The organism is Candidatus Symbiopectobacterium sp. NZEC135, assembly GCF_025962695.1.
In genome coordinates, this window is the sequence record NZ_JAGFPF010000070.1 from 1 (window position 1) to 19,864 (window position 19,864).

Consider the following 19,864-nt stretch of genomic DNA (forward strand, 5'->3'; position numbering starts at 1 on the left):
TTTACTGGCAAACCACACTCGCTTTCTAGTTTCAACAGGTTACGTCAACCCGACACAACATGGACAACACTGAAAGGAGATAACCCGATGAAGACGCTTTCCCCCCCAACCAGCCGCGGTATCAGCTATCTGCTGATTTATATGACGGCGGTATATCCGCTACACCCCGCCTTCGCGGCGGGTATCTCGCCCGCCAATGGCAACACCCAGGTGCAGGCGGGCAATGTGCCGGTGGTGAATATTGCAACCCCCAACGCCGCCGGGATATCACACAACGTTTATCGGGATTTCAACGTCAATGCGCCCGGTGCCGTGCTGAATAACGCTACCGCAGCAGGCGTCTCTCAGTTAGCTGGCAAGCTTAATGCCAATACCAACCTCAAGGGCAAGGTGGCAGAACTGATTATCAATGAAGTCACGGGGGGCAGCCGTTCTGAGCTGATGGGCCAACTGGAAGTGTTTGGCAATAAAGCCCACCTGATGATTGCCAACCCCAACGGCATCACCTGTGACGGCTGCGGGTTTATCAATACCCCCAACATCACGCTAACCACCGGCAAACCGCAGTTTGACAAACAGGGCGCACTGGATGCGCTCGAGGTGCAAAAAGGCAGCGTCATCATCGGCGGCAAAGGAATGGACGTGAAGGCGCAGGAGTACGTTGACATTATCAGCCGCGCCACGGAACTGAACGGCAAGATAACCGCACAGAATCTGGCACTAACACAGGGGGCTAACCGCATCAGCTACCGTGATGGCTCAGTCAAAAACCTTGCCGGGCAAGGCACCCGTCCGACGTTGGCAGTAGACACCAAAGCGCTGGGCGGCATGTATGCCAACAAAATCCGGCTGGTCGCCAGTGAAAGCGGCGTGGGGGTTAATCTGGCCAACATCGTTACTGCACAAAACGCCCTTACCCTGACGGTGGATGGCAAAGTGTCGCTTGGCGACATCAATGCCAAAACCGACCTCAATATCAGCAGCAACGCCATTGAAGTCAATAAAAGCAGCATCAAGGCTGGCCGCGACATCACGCTTGCCACCCACACACTGAAAAACACCGGCAAAATTGTGGCAGGCAAGGATATGCGCCTGTTTGCGGAAACCGTGATCAATCAGGGGGGTGACGCGCTCATTCAGGCCAATGACAATCTGTGGATACAAAAAGACGCCTCCGGCGCACTGAGCACGTTGGTGGATAATATTTCAGGCACCATTAAGACCAATAAGGGTGATGTAATTATTCGGACTAAGAAGCTGGAGAATCGGCGGGAGAGGTTTGAGATTACTGCCGAAAATATTTCTGGTGAAAGTAAAAATGCGTTACTTGCCAAAGCGAGTAATGAAAACCTTCCTATATACAAAAAAATAATTAAAATACCGAGAGGAATACCTCCATTATTTGATAATTCACCAGGATCTTTCATAAACCATGAAGTACGCTCCTCCATAACATTTAACCCAAATAACACCACAATTAAAAAATTCACACTAAAATCACAAACACCCAAATCGGTTATCACCAGTGGACGGCATGCTTACCTTAGGGCGGAATCATTCAATAATAACCAAAGTGATATTACAGCCAAAGAAAACCTCATTCTCACCGGAAATAACTTCCAGAGCTCAAGGTTAATAACCGGTTTCGAAATCGCAACAAACCTACTACTGCCTTCTAATAAGAAAATTACAGAAAAAATATGGGTAAATGATGAAACCTACTCAGGAAAACTACAGGCAGGGGGAGGACTAGTTCTTGATTTTAAAGATAGCATTGCCTTTGGAAATCGAACTCACGCTAAAATTAAGGAGTATGGTTACCCCAACAGAGCATTAAAAAACGAAATTGACATCGCCACCGCAAAAAATATTTTGATAAAAAGTAAGGATGTCACCCTTAACAGTGGCTTTAAAGCGAGTCAAAATCTCACGGCTATCGTCGACAACACCATAAGCGTTGACAGCGCAATACTTCAGGCGGGAAATGAATTTGCAATAACAGCCATTAATAATATCACCACCACACAAAGTCATCTAAAAGGTAAAAGAATCAACTTACTGTCACGAACCGGTGATGTACGCTTCAATCCCATTGAGCCAAGAGATTATGGCCCGGATAAAAAACAGAAAATATCATACCTTTCCGCACAGGATAATCTGGATATTTTTGCAGGAAAAACAATTTATTTTGAAAATGTCTCATTAGAAAAACCTAAACAGATCACCTTCACGGCGGGCAATGATATTCAAGTTAGCCGCAACGAGAGTACGCTGACATATCCATTACTGGGCACCAAATTACCCATTGATGACGCACTGATAAAACAGGCAGGTCTATGGGAGAGCAGCGGCGATATCACCCTTTCAGCGGGAAGAAATATACTACTACAAGGGATGACGTTAACCAGCGATAAATCCATCACCTTAGGCGCAGGCCAGGACATCAATCTTGCTCCGCGCGCTATCAATAACAACGATGATGATGTATTTAAATTCCAACGTCGCCCGGAAATGCGCTCGCAGTTAACGGCAAAAGACAATATTTCCCTCAACGCAGCACGGGATATCAATCTGCAAGGTGTCACCGCCAATGCAGCCAACCAGACAACGGCATTCGCCGGCAGAAATCTTGCGATAGGGGCGATTCCTTACTCTGCTATCCCTAACCCTACACAAAACCCTAAAGACGATCGCCATTGGGGAGCGGATATTCAAGGTGGCAAAGGGTTAACCCTGGCGGCAAACGGGGCGCTTACCGTACACGGCAGTAAATTGCACTCTGCTGGTGATATTACATTGTCCAGCAATGGCAATATGCGTTTTGAATCCGTCCGTAATGTCCACATCAATGGCAGTACAGAAAACTACACCCAACAAAGCACCGAATTAAACAGCGGTGCCAATCTTACCGTAATATCCAATGGCAGCATCTTATTTCAGGCGACCAAATTATCTGCCAAAGGTGCGATGAATATCGCGGCAAAAGGCGGGGTCCTCTACGCACAGGCCATGGAGGAGTTTTATCGATGGGAAGAGCAGAAGAAAAGGTGTAGGGGGCGTTTTGGCATTGGTGGTTGGTGTCCAATAGGCAAAAAAACAATCACTAAACACAGAGCCCATGCAGCCAATAAAGTCACCGAATTCACTGCCGGAAGCGATATTACCCTGATGGCGCGCGATGATATCACGCTGGAAGCCGCCAAAATCAATACCGCCAAGAATGCCAAACTGACCAGCCAGAAAGGGAAAATCAATTACAAAGCGGTGAAAGATACCCGCTTTGAGCAAACCATCACCAAAACTACAGGCGTCTATATCACCCATCAGGATAAGGGCTTTATTGAAGGGAAATGGGTACTGCCCAGCATCTATACCGGGGGTAAGCTCACGGTCAATGCGGCAAAAGGCGTTAATGCCGATATAAAAGCCAAAACGGGCCAATCCCTTGAGCAGGCCATCGATATTCTGGGCAACTCACCGGGCTACGAATGGTTAAAGCCGCTTAAAAGCAAAGAGAATGTTAACTGGAATCGGGTCAAAGACAGTTACACAGATTGGAATCACAAAACTTCTCATCTCAATCCTGTCGTCGGAGCCATCATTGCCGTTGCCGCGGCGGTGGTGACGTATGGTTCCACGTTAGCCACGACAGTAGGGGGTATGGCGGCCAGCAGCGCAGGCAGTGCAGCAGCCAGTGCGGGTGCCTCTGCATCTACCGCAGCGATGGCATCCGCTACCGCCGGTGCCGCCGCACAAGCGGGTCTGGCGACCATCGCTTCACAGGCCGCCGTCGCGCTGGCGCAGAACAAAGGAGACCTTTCCAAAACCTTTAAAACACTGGCTAGCAGTGACTCGGTAAAATCCCTTGCTACCAGCATGATTATCGGCGGTGCCCTGGGCGGACTCGACAAAGCCATGGGCTGGACCGCGGCCGCGAAAGGGGGTGCCACACCCGCCACCAGTAAGCTACTTGTCACCAACAACGCCACCTGGAACACCGTTGCCCAACGCGTTGCGGCACACTCCGTCGTCAGCTCTGCACTGGGCACCGCCATTCAGGGGGGGAGTTTTGCTGACAATCTTCGGACCGCGCTGCTAAGCAACGTAGCCAGCCAGCTCCATGCGGAAGGCGCATTTCTGATTGGCAATAACGGCCAGATCCTTGGCATCCCGGGCAGCAAAGCGGTGAGTCATGCGGTAATGGCCGCCATCGCTGCCGAGATTGGCGGAGGTGATGCCAAAGGGGCGGCGGCGGGCGCGATGGCAGCGGAACTGGCGGGAGTGCTCATCAATGACAACCTTGCCCAGACGGGAAGCTGGCAAGAGCAACAGGCACAAATCAGCCGACTATCTGGTGCATTAGCCGGTGCCATTGCCACAGGCAAGGCTTCAGGTGTTTATAGCGGAGCCAATGCCGGTGAAATTGTCGAACGCTTCAACCGGCAGCTGCATCAGGATGAGCTAACAGCGATTGCTGAGCTAGCAAAAGGGAATAAAGAGAAAGAAGCCCGGTTGATGGCCGCGTCCTGCCGGAAAGTGCATTGCACCAGTCAGGAGTCGTTGAACTCGGATGAGCGCAAACACTATGAAGCACTGATGGCAAAACACCCCACAACCCGGGAAGAAGACGCACAGCTGGATAATTACTGGATACAAAAAGAGCGCCACCGGGTAGGGAATTACCCTGCTTTCGCCGGATATGAATCGTTACAACTCTTCACCTATAGTGCGGGAGATAAGTTATCCGACAGCGAGACCTTTGCCCGTAATCAGTGGGTAGAAAATTTCGCCACGATGACAAAACTCCCCAAAAATGTTATAGAAGGCCTTGGGGTAGCCATGGCTGCTGCTGGCGGGATTGTTGGCAAGGGCAAAGCCAGTATTGGTGGCCACAATCCTTCACCTGGGAAGGTGACGCAGGCAGCGGTTGATGGTAGTGCGCCGGGTAAGAACGTTCCCTATATACCTAATGCAGGCGCTGTTGGTAATATGGGTGAGTTCTTTAAGCAGCCGGGTTTTGGTAGTCAAGTTAAAGAATTATCCAGTAAGACCAGTAAGAAATTTCAAGGACAGAGTGTTTACAAAGCAGAAAATTCAATTGGTGATTTCATTAAAAAAGGCGACCAATTTTATCTAGATGCCAGACATAGAAACCACATTGAAGTTTTTGATATAACAGGAAAAGAAGTAAGGGCTGTGCTTAATCTGGATGGGTCATATAATGCGAAAAAAACAGAATCCGCAACCAAAGAAGGGCGGAGGTTACCAAAATGATAAATATTGACTCTCTGGATAAATTTAGCTGTGAGTATCTAAGCTTTTTGAGGGCGGCAGCGGGTGTTGACCTGCGAGACCAAGAACTTTATCTCGCTGAGGATTACTCGTTAGTTGAAAGCATTCAGAAAGATATTAACAATATCAATCTTGCTATTGATCTATTCATTGAGGCAAAAAAAAATAATGATGTATTAGCTATGCGAGCTGCTTTGTTACATATAAGATGTTTTATGTTGGGAGTGTCCGGTGTTTTTCGTCAAACCGTTGACGATATTGACCGTTTATTCAAACTCCCTACAGACATATCCTTCCCAGAGAATTATAAACTGCCAGAGCATTACAACTATCCAATTAAGTAATAATGATAAGAATCCCGGCTATCAAGTCGGGATTCTTACACCAACCCCATAACAATTTAACACTTATATGAAATCAAAAGATAATACATTTCCCTCAGTCAGAGCACTTGGAATATTGAATTTATTCAATGAATTAGAAAAAAATCTTAAAATAAGATTACCAAATAAAAAGTGGTCATCGCGTTCCCCAAAGCCACAACCACTCCGCAATGGGAACAAATCAATAAAGCGATAGCCTATGGCTCTGAGAAAAATGTGAAAGTTAAAATTACGGTGGTGAAAGAATGAGTCAAGAACAAGGACTTAATGCAGGTGCGCTATTTAATAACGATTTCTATTGCATTGAAACATATTCAGGTTATGGATTATTACGAGATGACCCCGAAACCCAAAACCATCTACTTACGCCAGAGTGTAGCAATGAATTGCTCGGAATTACCCTACTGACTGCATTATCCGCCAGTAGAGTTGTCGACCCTGATGATCATGATTTCTTTGATCTTGATAATGCAAATATTTTGTTAAACCAATGGCTGGGTGAGATGATGAATACTTATAGTTACAAAACAAAGAGGGCACTGTTTAAAAATATGTTAAGTTGCGGAGTGCGCCAACTCAATGGCATGATCACAATAGAGCCCTCCGTACATGACAGACTCGAAGGCTGGTCAGGAAAAGGCATTGCTGAATCCGATTACGTTATCATTCCTGATAATAGCACCCATGAGGAAATAGGTGCCGCATTGCGCCTGGCCTTTTCACGCTGTAAAAACAAGATGTAACAACAGGTTATTCTGAGTATCAACGGTATATGTGGTTTTTTTTAGCCACATATACCCGCCATGTTGCTCGTACCTGAGCCTGTCCGTAATTCTGTGTCACGTTAAAAGAGCCAGCCGGTCCGGAGACTGTAATTTAAACTGTGTAATTACCCAGCTTCCCCCGGAAACACAATCCCCCACTGCCGCCGCAGTTCATCCATCTGCGCCATAATCTTCAGGGTCTCATCCAGCAACATCAACTCACAGCCTGTTTTAACTGCGCGTAAGCACGCCACGAGTCTGTGGGCTAGTAGCTCTTCTGCGTTGGGCACCGCCATTCAGGGGGGTTGCTGACAATTTTCGAGCCGCTCTGTTAAGCAATATCGGTGGTCAACTGCACGCGGAAGGCGCATCCCTGATCGGGGATAACGGCCAGATCCTTGGCATCCCGGGCAGCAAAGCGGTGAGCCATGCGGTAATGGCCGCCGTCGCTGCCGAGATTGGCGGAGGTGATGCCAAAGGGGCGGCGGCGGGCGCGATGGCAGCGGAACTGGCGGGAGTGCTCATCAATGACAACCTTGCTCAGACGGGAAACTGGCAAGAGCAACAGGCACAAATCAGCCGACTATCTGGTGCATTAGCCGGTGCCATTGCCACAGGCAAGGCTTCAGGTGTGTATAGCGGAGCCAATGCCGGTGAAATTGTCGAACGCTTCAACCGGCAGCTGCATCAGGATGAGCTAACAGCGATTGCTGAGCTAGCAAAAGGGAATAAAGAGAAAGAAGCCCGGTTGATAGCCGCGTCCTGCCGGAAAGTGCATTGCACCAGTCAGGAGTCGTTAAACTCGGATGAACGCAAACACTATGAAGCCCTGATGGCAAAACACCCCACAACCCGGGAAGAAGACGCGCAACTGGATAATTACTGGATACAAAAAGAGCGCCACCGGGTAGGGAATTACCCCGCTTTCGCCGGATATGAATCGTTACAACTCTTCACCTATAGTGCGGGAGATAAGTTATCCGACAGCGAGACGTTTGCCCGTAATCAGTGGGTAGAAAATTTCGCCACGATGACAAAACTCCCCAAAAATGTTATAGAAGGCCTTGGGGTAGCCATGGCTGCTGCTGGCGGGATTGTTGGCAAGGGCAAAGCCAGGATTGGTGGCCACAATCCTTCACCTGGGAAGGTGACGCAGGCAGCGGTTGATGGTAGTGCACTAAATCCAAAAGATAATCCGCTAGATGTTGGTGGTATAGCTAAAGTTGGAAAAGTTGATCTTAGTGATAAGGACGCTTTAATTTTTTCAGCGAATAAAGCCATAAATGAGCAAGGCATGTCTGCTGTTGCAAGAGCCTGGGAAAAGCATGCTGGCAGAGAAGGTGGAAAATTTGAACCTTTAAAGGGAAATGTGACTCAAAAAAATGAAATTGCCAATAAATTCGTGCACGATGTTTTGAGTAACCCTGGTACAAATAGAACTGAATTATCTCGTGGCGGAGTTGAATATCGTTTACCAAACGGGAAAGGCATTCGCTATAACTCCGACGGTTCATTTTCTGGGGTTTTAGATCCGAGAAGGAAGGATAAATGAATAACAAATTTGAAGTGGATTTCTTCAGTGATTCTCGCTACGAGGAACTGACAGCAGAAATATCCTATAAGGGACAAATCCTTTGTCAACTGAACAAAGACAAGGGGAATGATGCTATTGAAATAGAATTTTTCTCAGATAGTAGAATATTACCAGAAACAGTGGAGATGAAGTTCCCAGTTGACGATTTTTTAAAGATATTAATGCAAACAAAGAATGATCTTATTGGATAATTAGTATTAGCAGAATCCCGGTTCTCACACCGGGATTCTAATTAACGTGGATACCACGAAAGAGCCACACCTCTATCAACCGTGTTTCCCTCCCTTTCACTGCAACCTTAGTCCATCCATCTGCGCCACAATCTTCAGGATCTCATTCAGCAACATCAACTCACAGCCTGAACTGCACGCAAGAACGCCATGAGTCTGGCAGACTAGTAGCTATAATCTTACCTCTTCTGCGCTGGGAACCGCCATTCAGAGCGGCAGTTTTGCTGACAATCTTCGAGTCACTCTGTTAAGCAGCGTAGGCAGCTAGCTCCACGCGGAAGGCTCATTTCTGAATGGCAATAACGGTCATATCCTTGGCATACCGGGCAGCAAACAGTGAACCATACTGTAAGGGCCGCCGTTACAGTCAAAATTGCCAGAGGGAATACCTAGGGGCAGTGGTGGCACACTAACAACGAAACCAACAGGATAACCATCCCACCTTTTCACCTGATGTAATTAAAAAAATATTTTGTCATTATTAATTTTTTCAATTAGTTGAGGAATGAAAAAATGAGTATCGAAAGCATGTCAAACACAGTATTCAGCGTTACTGGCATTGGTACTAATTCGGCCAAAGACAGTGCAACCACACCTCGTACCCTATTAGAATACATTATGAATTTTTTTAGTTTTGGCGGTATACGCAGCACGAATGAAAGAAAGCACGACGCCTTTATTCAGGCATTCACCAACACGCTTGTCTCTCATCACGGCCAGGGGGAAACACCAGAAATAATGACCGTCAACCATTCTGGTTACACCATCACCTTCACGCAGCCAGGGAAAAATAACAAAGACGCTAATATCTCGGTCAAGGTTGAGAAGAATGGTAAAAAAGCAGAAGGGGAAATTGAATCGTCCATTTATCAAAACGTATGCAAGTCTCTACTATTTCGAGCGGAACATCACCTACCGCTGCCCTCATCCCCATTGACCAATGAAGGAAAAATCGATTTACGTAATATCAAGTTAGCCAAGGCTTCATTCGCTGACAAGGATCTCTCTCATATGGATCTGAGCGGTGCAGAACTGGCAAAAGCCGATTTATCCGGAGCAGATCTCACAGGTTCACTGTTGATCGGTACAAATTTGTACAAGGCAAACTTATCTAACGCCAACTTGGCTGGCGCTTCTTTTTCCCAAGCGAACTTATCCAAAACGGATATGTATAAGGCAAGGCTCGGTGCAACCGATTTCACAAAAGCAAATCTTAATGATGCTAAGTTAGTGGCGGTAACGGGCTCTGATACCAATTTCTCACATGCCGAAGCACACAATATCGTCCTGAATAGGGCTGATTTAGAGCGTGCCAATTTTTCTCACGCCAATCTGAGCAGAGCAAGTATCGTCGATGCTAAACTCACCAACGCCAATTTACGCTATACAAATCTCACAAGAGCGACACTGTCCCGATCAGACCTGAGATATGCCAGCCTGACTCACAGTACGCTGTCGCATGCGGTGTTGAAAGAAACGGTATTGACGGGCACGTTGCTTGAGAAAAAAAAGCAAATGCCCGAGTTTACAATCACTCGGAATTAAGCCGTGAGGTGAAAAGTTTCGGCCCCAAGAGGGCAAGGTCGTGACAAACAGACATACACGACCTTGTTAAGGTTATTCTTCCCCCGGAAACACAATCCCCCACTGCCGCCGCAGCTCATCCATCTGCGCCATAATCGCCAGGCTTTCATCCAGCGGCATCAGTTCACATTCTGTTTTGCCTGCACGCAGGCACTGCATGACAGCGGCGGCCTGATAGTTATAGCCATTGCCTTCAAGCGGGAGGGTTACGGTGACGGGTGCTTCGCCAATAACTGCCAGCGTGGCGGAGGTCGCTTTGGAGAATTCGGGAATAATAATGGTGCCTTTATTACCGATAATTCGCGCTTCTTTTTGCGTCGGGGTGTTAATCGAGCAGGACAACACGGCTACTTGCCCATCGGGATAGAGCAGCGTCATCGCAGAAAGGTCGTCCACACCGGTTTCGTACAGGCTGGCAACGCCGGTTATCGTGGATGGCGCCTGCCGGAAGACCCAGGAGGCAAAGGAGATGGGGTAAACCCCGACATCCATTAATGCGCCACCGCCGCGATGCAAGCCCACTTTGCGATCTTCCGCGGGTCCTTCACGGCGAAAGCCGAAATCGGCGCTGACCATACGCACCGGACCGATAGCCTCAGCATCAAGCCATTCACGGACTTGTCGATAGACCGGGAAAAAACGCGTCCACATGCCTTCCATCAGAAAAAGGTTTTTCTCGCGCGCGACACGGATAACTTCGGCGGTTTCATGGCGATTCAGGGTAAACGGTTTTTCGCATAGCACTGACTTACCGTGGTTCAGGCATAACAAGATATTGTCTTTATGGGCGCTGTTGGGCGTGGCGATATATACCACGTCAACATTAGGGTCGCGGACCAACGCCTCATAGCTGCCATAGTATTTCTGTGCGGGGTAGCGCTCGCCAAACAGCTCCGCACTTTGCAGAGAACGAGAGCCTACGGCATACAGCTCTGCACCTGCGAGTTGGCTCAACCCTTGTGCAAAGCTCTTGGCAATGGTGCCGGTGCCCATGATTGCCCATTTGATGGCTGCCATCTCTTTTCCTTAATCAATCCGCTATGTTTTTAAAATACTGGTTTTTAAATACCGTTTTTTAAAATACCATTTTGATTTTAGATGTGTAGCTTGAAAAGTAAAAAGTGTTAGCAGGCTAGCTTTTACCCTCTCTAAAAAAATGCATGAATCAGTTCCTTCATCAATCTGCCAGCAAGCCCTTCCCCCAGAGAATCTCTGAACATTGCCATTGCTACAACGCATCTTGCCCCAGCAGGGGTCATCGTTGATGCAGTGAAGTTCCCAACGCTGGCTACGCCACGGTATCCTCTTATTATTCTGTAGAACAGAACGATTTTCCCCGTATTGAGTGCTACCGCGGTGAATCCCCAAAATAGGGTAGAGAATTGCTACTGGCTAAGTCAATCTACGTTTTCTGACAAACCCAAACTGTTCAGGCATTTGGGACTCTGAAGTGCAAGTTAAGGTTCGCAAATTCAGGATTACATATCAGACCAACACGTTTCCTCAAATAGCTAGTGATTTTTTATCGCTTCGATAATGGCCGCGTGAGGGACATTAAGATAGTCATCAAGTTCATTATTTTGGGGATCAGGCGGCAAAAGTTTTTGCCAGCGAATAGTATTAAGGCCGGCTTGGCATAAAATATTATTTAACGTTTCCTCGGACCAATAACGAGCCTCAATATTAACGTTATAAGGAGGGAAGCAAAGATGTAGGTCAATAGGACTGCCATCTGAACGTGGCACTTTTTCTGTAAGGCGAAATCCATATTTTCGATAATATTCAGGATTCGGATTAAAATTTGGATGTATAGGTAAGGTTATCAAGCGGCCACCGGCTTTAAGTAGATTGGTCATCGTCTTAGCGAGTTCAAGAAGCGACTCTCTATCCGGGAGATAGGGTATAACATAGATGGCCAATACAATATCAAATTTATTATAGTGACTTTCATCTATTGCTGAAAGATACGTTATTCCTTTACCAGATTCTTCTTCTTTTTTTTTCGCAAAGTGTAACATGCCCTCTGAAATATCATACCCAAAAACTTTTTCGGCTCCTTTATCATGAAGCCAGCGAGTAATAATACCGGAACCACAGCCAAAATCCAGAATGGTCAATCCAGTGAGATCGCCCAGTAATACCTCCAACGTGGGAAGTTCGAGTTTACTGCGATAGGGTAGCAAGAATAAATTCTCATAAAGCTCAGCATATTCATCAAATGTTGTTACATCGAAATGTTGTGTTGCTAATGGTAAATCAGGGTTTGGTATTATTTTGTTTTTATTCTTCATGGCAATATTTCCTTCATAGATATTAATCTATTAACCCTATCACCAAAGCATTGGCATAGCGCTATGAAGACAGTGTGTGTATGGGTATTTAGTCAATAAAGAAAAGTAACACCAAAATTGCAACGATACTCTCTATGTATAGTTTTAGAAAAAAAATTAGCAAGTTTTTTTCTAAAAAATAGCTGTGGCGAATAGGACCTTCTATGTCCGTAGATTACTTGGTTGATGACGAAGTAACAAACGTAAGAAAGACATGAGAAATTAGAGGAAAGATTGATTAGCAGACTAGCTTTTGTCTATCGTTGTCGATCGTAAAAACGGACAAAAAAAATCCGGCGTCTGAGCGCCGGATTTCATGCCTGTGAACCTGAAAACTTATTTTTTCTTCGCTTTCGGGTTCGGCAGGTCGGTGATGCTGCCTTCGAACACTTCAGCCGCCAGGCCAACAGATTCGTGCAGCGTCGGGTGAGCGTGAATGGTCAGTGCGATATCTTCCGCATCACAGCCCATTTCGATCGCCAGACCGATTTCACCCAGCAGTTCACCGCCGTTGGTGCCGACAATCGCACCACCGATAACACGGTGAGTTTCTTTGTCGAAAATCAGTTTGGTCATGCCATCTGCACAGTCAGAAGCGATAGCACGGCCCGATGCCGCCCACGGGAAGGTGGCGGTTTCATAGCTGATGCCTTTCTCTTTCGCTTCTTTCTCTGTCAGGCCAACCCATGCCACTTCCGGTTCGGTGTAGGCAATGGACGGGATCACTTTCGGATCGAAGTAGTGTTTTTTGCCCGCGATAACTTCAGCGGCCACGTGACCTTCATGCACGCCTTTGTGCGCCAGCATCGGCTGACCGACGATATCGCCGATAGCGTAGATATGCGGCACGTTGGTGCGCAATTGTTTGTCAACGTGGATAAAGCCGCGTTCGTCAACTTCCACACCCGCTTTACCGGCGTCGAGGTTTTTACCGTTCGGCACGCGGCCGATAGCCACCAGCACCGCATCGTAACGCTGCGGTTCGGCAGGTGCTTTCTTGCCTTCCATCGAAACGTAGATACCGTCTTCTTTGGCTTCTACCGCCGTCACCTTGGTTTCCAGCATCAGGTTGAATTTTTTGCTGATGCGTTTGGTGAAGACTTTAACGATGTCTTTATCCGCAGCCGGGATCACCTGATCGAACATTTCAACCACGTCGATCTGAGAACCCAGCGCATGGTACACGGTGCCCATTTCCAGGCCGATAATACCGCCCCCCATGACCAGCAGACGTCCTGGAACGCTTTTCAGTTCCAGCGCATCGGTGGAATCCCACACGCGCGGGTCATCATGAGGAATAAACGGCAGCTGAATCGGACGAGAACCTGCAGCAATAATCGCGTTATCAAAGTTGATCACGGTTTTACCTTCAGCACCGTCAACTTCCAGCGTATTCGCACCGGTAAATTTGCCCAAGCCGTTGACCACTTTCACTTTACGGCCTTTCGCCATACCGGCCAAACCGCCCGTCAACTGGGTGATAACTTTCTCTTTCCACAGACGGATCTTGTCGATGTCGGTTTGCGGTTCGCCAAACACGATACCGTGCTCCGCCAGCGCTTTCGCTTCTTCGATAACTTTTGCTACGTGCAGCAACGCTTTAGAAGGGATACAGCCCACGTTCAGACATACACCACCCAGCGTGGAGTAGCGCTCTACCAGTACGGTTTCCAGCCCCAGGTCCGCGCAGCGGAACGCCGCAGAGTAACCCGCAGGGCCAGCACCCAGTACCACTACCTGAGCTTTAATTTCTGTACTCATCATGACCTCTTAATTGATTTCCGGCGGGTCTGTGACGTCATTATTATTGAGTCTTAACGCCCTCTTCCACCGGGACGTGTCTTTTGCCGCTGTAGTTTACAAAATCGTTAACAATTTTGAAACAACAAGCGACTCACGATGTGTCCTTAATCACTGACAGCTGTAGCAAATAACAGCTTATCAGAAAAAAGCCGACCGTAAGGCCGGCTTTTTCGATTACATCACCAAGCGGCGGATGTCAGACAAGGTGTTGTTGATGATGGTGATAAAGCGAGCACCATCAGCACCGTCAATGACACGGTGGTCGAAGGACAGAGAGATCGGCATCATCAGACGCGGCGTAAACTCTTTACCATTCCAGACCGGTTCCATCGCAGACTTGGACACACCCAGGATAGCCACTTCCGGCGCGTTGACGATCGGCGCGAAGTGCGTGGTGCCGAGGCCACCAATGCTGGAGATGGTGAAGCAACCACCCTGCATTTCGCCCGCAGTCAGCTTGCCATCACGGGCTTTCTTGGAGATAGCCATCAGCTCGCGAGACAGCTCGATGATGCCTTTCTTGTTCACGTCTTTAAACACCGGAACCACCAGACCATTCGGCGTATCAACGGCAACACCGATGTTGATGTATTTCTTCAGCGTCAGACGTTGAGCATCTTCAGACAGCGAACTGTTGAAACGCGGCATCTGCTCAAGCGCAGTCGCAACGGCTTTCATGATGAACACCACAGGGGTGATCTTCACGTCCAGTTTACGTTTTTCTGCTTCCACGTTCTGCTGTTTACGGAACGCTTCCAGATCGGTGATATCGGTTTTGTCGAAGTGCGTAACGTGCGGGATAACCACCCAGTTACGGCTCAGGTTGGCACCAGAGATCTTCTGGATGCGGCCCAGTTCAACTTCTTCTACTTCACCGAACTTGCTGAAGTCGATTTTCGGCCACGGCAACAGACCCGGCAGAGAACCACCGGTCGCAGCGCCCGCAGCAGGTGCGGATTCAGCGCGTTTCACCGCGTCTTTCACGTAAGCCTGGATGTCTTCGCGCAGGATACGGCCTTTACGGCCGCTGCCCTTCACTTTCGCCAGGTTTACGCCGAACTCACGCGCCAGACGGCGGATGACAGGCGTAGCGTGAACGTAAGCATCGTTTTCAGCGAATTCGCCTTTGGTGTCTGCCTTGGCAGCAGCCGGTGCCGGTGCATCGGCTTTCGCCGGTTGCGCTGCCGGAGCGGCTTCTTGTTTAGCGGCCGGAGCAGCAGGTGCCGCGCCTTCTACTTCAAACACCATGATCAGCGAGCCGGTTTTCACTTTATCGCCAGTGCTAACTTTGATCTCTTTCACGGTGCCCGCGAACGGTGCCGGAACTTCCATAGAAGCCTTGTCGCCTTCTACGGTGATCAGAGATTGTTCAGCGGCAATTTTGTCGCCGACTTTCACCATCACTTCAGTGACTTCAACTTCGTCGCCACCGATATCCGGTACGTTAACGTCTTTCGGACCCGACGCCGCAGCGGCAGGAGCAGCCACCGGAGCCGCTTGCTGGGCCGGAGCCGCCGCGCCAGCAGCGCCTGCGACTTCAAACACCATGATCAGCGAGCCAGTTTTCACTTTGTCGCCGGTGTTGATTTTGATCTCTTTCACCACGCCCGCGAACGGTGCCGGCACTTCCATGGAAGCCTTGTCACCTTCCACTGTGATCAGTGACTGCTCAGCGCTCACGCTGTCGCCCACTTTCACCATGATTTCGGTAACTTCAACTTCGTCGCCGCCGATATCCGGCACGGCCACTTCTTTCGCCGCGCTGGCTGCTGCCGCAGGGGCAGGCGCAGCGGCTTTGGTTTCCGCCGGAGCGGGTGCAGCAGCAGCCGCACCTTCAGCTTCGAAGACCATGATCAGTTTGCCCGTCGCCACTTTATCGCCGACAGCCACTTTGATCTCTTTCACCACGCCAGCCTGAGGAGAAGGCACTTCCATGGAGGCCTTATCGCCTTCCACGGTGATCAGCGACTGTTCTGCTTCTACTTTGTCGCCCACCTTCACCATCACTTCGGTGACTTCAACTTCATCTGCACCGATATCCGGTACGTTGATTTCGATAGTCATTACTCTTTCCCTCTTATGCTAAGCGCGGGTTAACTTTTTCAGGATCGATGTTGAATTTCTTGATGGCTTCAGCCACCACAGAAGCTTCAACTTCACCGCGTTTAGCCAATTCGCCCAGTGCGGCAACTACTACGTAGGAAGCGTCCACTTCGAAGTGGTGACGCAGGTTTTCACGGCTGTCAGAACGACCGAAGCCATCAGTACCCAGTACGCGGTAATCGCTGGCCGGAACGTAAGTACGTACTTGCTCGGCGAACAGTTTCATGTAGTCAGTGGACGCAACAGCCGGTGCATCGTTCATCACCTGAGCGATGTACGGTACGCGCGGTGCGTCGGTGGGGTGCAGCATGTTCCAGCGTTCACAGTCTTGACCATCGCGCGCCAGCTCCGTGAAGGAGGTTACGCTGTACACATCGGAACCGATGCCGTAGTCGTTGGCCAGAATCTGTGCCGCTTCACGCACGTGACGCAGAATAGAACCTGAGCCCAGCAACTGAACCTTGCCTTTCGCGCCCGCTACCGTTTCCAGTTTGTAGATACCCTTACGGATACCTTCTTCCGCGCCTTGCGGCATGGCTGGCATGTGGTAGTTTTCGTTCAGCGTGGTGATGTAATAGTAGACGTTTTCCTGCGCTTCACCGTACATGCGCTCCAGACCGTCATGCATGATCACAGCCACTTCGTAAGCGAAGGACGGATCGTAGGAAATGCAGTTCGGGATAGTCAGAGACTGAATGTGGCTGTGACCATCTTCGTGCTGCAAACCTTCGCCGTTCAGCGTGGTGCGACCAGAAGTACCGCCGACCAGGAAGCCGCGCGCCTGTTGGTCACCCGCTGCCCAGCACAGGTCGCCAATACGTTGGAACCCGAACATGGAGTAGTAGATGTAGAACGGGATCATCGGCAGGTTGTTGGTGCTGTAAGACGTTGCCGCTGCCAGCCAGGATGAGCCTGCACCCAGTTCGTTGATGCCTTCCTGCAAGATCTGACCTTTCAGGTCTTCTTTGTAGTACGCTACCTGCTCACGGTCCTGCGGGGTGTACTGCTGGCCGTTCGGGCTGTAGATACCGATCTGGCGGAACAGACCTTCCATACCGAAGGTACGCGCTTCGTCAGCGATGATCGGAACCAGACGATCTTTGATCGACTTGTTCTTCAGCATCACGTTCAGGGCACGCACAAAGGCGATGGTGGTAGAGATTTCTTTGGTTTGTTCTTCCAGCAGAGAGCTGAAGTCTTCCAGCGTCGGCAGTTCCAGTTTCTCGTCGAAGTTCGGCTGACGAGACGGCAGGTAACCACCGAGAGCCTGACGGCGCTCATGCAGGTATTTGTATTCATCAGAATCTTTGTCGAAAGTGATGAGCGGCAGTTTTTCGATGTCTGCATCCGCTACCGGCACATTGAAGCGGTCGCGGAAGTAACGCACGCCGTCCATGTTAACTTTCTTGACCTGGTGAGCGATGTTTTTGCCTTCTGCCGCATCACCCATACCATAACCTTTGATGGTGTGCGCCAGAATAACGGTCGGTTTGCCTTTGGTGTCTTGCGCTTTTTTCAGTGCAGCAAAGACTTTCTTCGGATCGTGGCCACCGCGGTTGAGAGCCCAGATCTGATCGTCGCTCCAGTCAGCAACCAACGCAGCCGTTTCCGGATATTTGCCAAAGAAGTGCTCACGCACATAGGCACCGTTTTTGGATTTGAACGTCTGATAGTCGCCGTCAACGGTTTCGTTCATCAGTTGGACCAGTTTACCGCTGGTGTCTTTACGCAGCAGTTCGTCCCAACGTTCGCCCCACATGACTTTGATCACTTGCCAGCCAGCACCACCGAAGATGCCTTCCAGCTCGTTGATGATCTTGCCATTACCGGTAACCGGTCCGTCCAGACGTTGCAGGTTACAGTTGATAACGAAGACCAGGTTGTCCAGTTTCTCACGGGTTGCGATGGTGATAGCACCCTTGGATTCCGGCTCATCCATTTCACCGTCGCCCAGGAAGGCATAAACGGTTTGTTTGGAGGTATCTTTAAGACCACGGTTGCCGAGATACTTCAGGAACTTGGCCTGATAAATGGCACCGATCGGGCCCAGACCCATGGAGACAGTCGGGAACTGCCAGAAGGTCGGCATCAATTTCGGGTGCGGGTAAGAGGAGAGCCCCTGCCCGTGTACTTCCTGACGGAAGTTGTTCATCTGCTCTTCAGTCAGACGCCCTTCCAGGAAGGCACGCGCGTAGATACCCGGAGAGATATGGCCCTGGAAATACACCAGATCGCCGCCATCCTGTGCACTGCGTGCACGGAAGAAATGGTTAAAGCACACTTCGTAGAACGTCGCGGAAGACTGGTAGGACGCCATGTGGCCCCCAAGATCCAGATCCTTCTTGGATGCGCGCAGCACGGTCATAATGGCGTTCCAACGAATAGCGGAACGAATGCGGCGCTCAAGGTCCAGGTTACCCGGATAGGCGGGTTCGTCTTCCACAGCAATGGTGTTTACGTAGTTGCTAACGGCACTGCCTGCCCCTACGTTTACGCCACCCTTGCGCGCTTCTGACAATACCTGATCGATCAGGTACTGCGCACGTTCAACACCCTCTTCACGGATAACCGATTCGATCGCCTGTAGCCAGTCGCGAGTTTCGATCGGATCCACGTCATTATTCAAACGTTCTGACATGGTGTATTCCTTATCTGTTTCTAATCAGTTAATTTTCTGGAGCCTGTCTTGCTATGCTCTGGCACCGTTGTCAAAGCCCAGACGGTGTTCAAAACACAGTAAGACAGGTCCAATCTCGTCATTTACGCGTTCAACGCCCCAATTAGAGCGCTCAATCCTTGCGTTGCTGGAGCCGACGTAGCGAACGCTCTCTTCGGCTATGTTCCCGGTTAAGATCCAGCAGTACTTCCTCAATAAACGCCAGATGACGATGCGACGCTTCGCGTGCCTTTTCAGGTTCGCGAGCGACAATCGCCTCAAAAATTCCGGCGCGATGACTGCTTACCTGAGCCAGAACTTCCCGGCTCAGATATAACAATTCAAAATTCTGTCGCACGTTCTGTTCCAGTAACGGTCCCATACAGCGTAGCAAATGTAGCAAAACCACATTGTGCGTTGCTTCTGTGACAGCCACTTGATAATGCATAACCGCTTCTGACTCCGCGACCAGATCGCCCGAGGCACGCGCCTGCTCAATCTGGGTATGGCACTCACGGATACGCTGGAAATCTTCTTCTGTCCCACGCAACGCCGCGTAGTAGGCAGCAATACCTTCCAGCGCATGACGGGTTTCCAGCAGATCAAATTGAGATTCAGGATGGGTGCTCAGCAGTTCCGACAACGGATCGCTCACGCTTTGCCACAGGTTGTTCTGGACAAAGGTTCCCCCACCCTGACGACGCAGCAGCAGGCCTTTTGCCTCCAGACGTTGGATGGCTTCTCGCAAAGAAGGACGGGAGACATCAAACTGTTTCGCCAGTTCGCGCTCCGGGGGGAGTTTCTCGCCGGGGCGCAAGGTTCCTTCGAGGATCAAAAACTCCAGCTGTTGTTCAATCACATCTGACAGTTTGGGCTGACGGATCTTGCTATAGGCCATGGTAAGTGTTTCTCTGCGAAGTGCGCGGAGTCAATTGGTAATACCAATTTCAAAAACGTGACGCTAAAGTAACAAAGTATTCACCTTCTGTCCATACGGACGTTGCGCTAAATCATGTTCTCCACCAGATTTTAACAATTGCACGATCCGATTAGGTCAAAACCCTATACTCACTAGGAAGTAGCGGCTTCAACCCTATAAATGTTTTAACTTTTATGAAACGAAAA

Annotated in this window: 13 protein-coding genes and 1 pseudogene; 8 read left to right on the forward strand and 6 right to left on the reverse strand. The window is 49.4% G+C overall.

Annotated features, from left to right (window positions below; all coding sequences use genetic code 11):
- Positions 1-141: 141 nt before the first annotated feature.
- The 8 genes and pseudogenes from J5224_RS21135 (at position 142) to J5224_RS21160 (ending at position 9,808) form a co-directional block, all read left to right on the forward strand.
- Positions 142-5,274: a DUF637 domain-containing protein gene (locus J5224_RS21135; RefSeq protein WP_264627236.1), complete on the forward strand. Its 5,133-nt coding sequence runs from the start codon at positions 142-144 to the stop codon at positions 5,272-5,274.
- Positions 5,271-5,636 (forward strand): hypothetical protein, encoded by a 366-nt coding sequence (locus J5224_RS21140; protein WP_264627228.1) that lies wholly within the window; start codon positions 5,271-5,273, stop codon positions 5,634-5,636. Before J5224_RS21135 ends, J5224_RS21140 begins: the two co-directional genes overlap by 4 nt.
- A 171-nt stretch (positions 5,637-5,807) precedes the next feature.
- The gene (locus J5224_RS35815) at positions 5,808-5,924 is read left to right on the forward strand and encodes a hypothetical protein (RefSeq protein ID WP_413544709.1); all 117 of its coding nucleotides are present in this window, start codon (positions 5,808-5,810) and stop codon (positions 5,922-5,924) included.
- Positions 5,921-6,418, forward strand: a complete 498-nt coding sequence (locus J5224_RS21145; RefSeq protein ID WP_264627229.1) for a contact-dependent growth inhibition system immunity protein — start codon at positions 5,921-5,923, stop codon at positions 6,416-6,418. Before J5224_RS35815 ends, J5224_RS21145 begins: the two co-directional genes overlap by 4 nt.
- Before the next feature lie 373 nt (positions 6,419-6,791).
- Positions 6,792-6,875: pseudogene (locus tag J5224_RS35590) on the forward strand (hypothetical protein); the annotation flags it as partial.
- Positions 6,876-7,991 carry a hypothetical protein gene (locus tag J5224_RS35595; protein WP_319802465.1) on the forward strand — a complete coding sequence of 372 codons (1,116 nt, stop codon included), beginning with the start codon at positions 6,876-6,878 and terminating at the stop codon, positions 7,989-7,991.
- Positions 7,988-8,224, forward strand: a complete 237-nt coding sequence (locus J5224_RS21155; protein ID WP_264627230.1) for a hypothetical protein — start codon at positions 7,988-7,990, stop codon at positions 8,222-8,224. Before J5224_RS35595 ends, J5224_RS21155 begins: the two co-directional genes overlap by 4 nt.
- 552 nt (positions 8,225-8,776) lie before the next feature.
- Entirely contained in the window at positions 8,777-9,808 is a 1,032-nt protein-coding gene (locus tag J5224_RS21160) for a pentapeptide repeat-containing protein (protein WP_264627231.1), read from the forward strand.
- Between the two features lie 72 nt (positions 9,809-9,880).
- Here J5224_RS21160 and J5224_RS21165 read toward each other — a convergent pair whose 3' ends face one another.
- From J5224_RS21165 to pdhR, 6 genes are all read right to left on the reverse strand, one after another.
- Complete coding sequence (locus tag J5224_RS21165; protein ID WP_264627232.1) at positions 9,881-10,864, reverse strand: Gfo/Idh/MocA family protein; 984 nt, start codon at positions 10,862-10,864, stop codon at positions 9,881-9,883.
- Between the two features lie 494 nt (positions 10,865-11,358).
- Positions 11,359-12,138, reverse strand: a complete 780-nt coding sequence (locus J5224_RS21170) for a class I SAM-dependent methyltransferase (protein ID WP_264627233.1) — start codon at positions 12,136-12,138, stop codon at positions 11,359-11,361.
- A 375-nt stretch (positions 12,139-12,513) separates the two neighbouring features.
- The gene (gene lpdA, locus J5224_RS21175; protein ID WP_264627237.1) at positions 12,514-13,938 is read right to left on the reverse strand and encodes a dihydrolipoyl dehydrogenase; all 1,425 of its coding nucleotides are present in this window, start codon (positions 13,936-13,938) and stop codon (positions 12,514-12,516) included.
- 216 nt (positions 13,939-14,154) lie between these two features.
- Positions 14,155-16,044 (reverse strand): pyruvate dehydrogenase complex dihydrolipoyllysine-residue acetyltransferase, encoded by a 1,890-nt coding sequence (gene aceF / locus J5224_RS21180; protein WP_264627234.1) that lies wholly within the window; start codon positions 16,042-16,044, stop codon positions 14,155-14,157.
- A 13-nt stretch (positions 16,045-16,057) separates the two neighbouring features.
- Positions 16,058-18,721, reverse strand: coding sequence for a pyruvate dehydrogenase (acetyl-transferring), homodimeric type (aceE, locus tag J5224_RS21185; protein ID WP_264627235.1), 2,664 nt, complete (start codon positions 18,719-18,721; stop codon positions 16,058-16,060).
- A gap of 151 nt (positions 18,722-18,872) precedes the next feature.
- On the reverse strand, positions 18,873-19,637 hold the full coding sequence (gene pdhR, locus J5224_RS21190; protein ID WP_196907846.1) for a pyruvate dehydrogenase complex transcriptional repressor PdhR: 765 nt from the start codon (positions 19,635-19,637) through the stop codon (positions 18,873-18,875).
- Positions 19,638-19,864 lie beyond the last annotated feature (227 nt).

What these genes read in the sequence shown, in the direction of transcription:
- J5224_RS21135 (WP_264627236.1), top strand. Translation starts at nt 142, where the DNA reads ATGACGGCGGTATATCCGCTACACCCCGCCTTCGCGGCGGGTATCTCG.
- J5224_RS21140 (WP_264627228.1), top strand. Translation starts at nt 5,271, where the DNA reads ATGATAAATATTGACTCTCTGGATAAATTTAGCTGTGAGTATCTAAGC.
- J5224_RS21145 (WP_264627229.1), top strand. Translation starts at nt 5,921, where the DNA reads ATGAGTCAAGAACAAGGACTTAATGCAGGTGCGCTATTTAATAACGAT.
- J5224_RS35595 (WP_319802465.1), top strand. Translation starts at nt 6,876, where the DNA reads ATGGCCGCCGTCGCTGCCGAGATTGGCGGAGGTGATGCCAAAGGGGCG.
- J5224_RS21155 (WP_264627230.1), top strand. Translation starts at nt 7,988, where the DNA reads ATGAATAACAAATTTGAAGTGGATTTCTTCAGTGATTCTCGCTACGAG.
- J5224_RS21160 (WP_264627231.1), top strand. Translation starts at nt 8,777, where the DNA reads ATGAGTATCGAAAGCATGTCAAACACAGTATTCAGCGTTACTGGCATT.
- J5224_RS21165 (WP_264627232.1), bottom strand. Translation starts at nt 10,864, where the DNA reads ATGGCAGCCATCAAATGGGCAATCATGGGCACCGGCACCATTGCCAAG.
- J5224_RS21170 (WP_264627233.1), bottom strand. Translation starts at nt 12,138, where the DNA reads ATGAAGAATAAAAACAAAATAATACCAAACCCTGATTTACCATTAGCA.
- lpdA (WP_264627237.1), bottom strand. Translation starts at nt 13,938, where the DNA reads ATGAGTACAGAAATTAAAGCTCAGGTAGTGGTACTGGGTGCTGGCCCT.
- aceF (WP_264627234.1), bottom strand. Translation starts at nt 16,044, where the DNA reads ATGACTATCGAAATCAACGTACCGGATATCGGTGCAGATGAAGTTGAA.
- aceE (WP_264627235.1), bottom strand. Translation starts at nt 18,721, where the DNA reads ATGTCAGAACGTTTGAATAATGACGTGGATCCGATCGAAACTCGCGAC.
- pdhR (WP_196907846.1), bottom strand. Translation starts at nt 19,637, where the DNA reads ATGGCCTATAGCAAGATCCGTCAGCCCAAACTGTCAGATGTGATTGAA.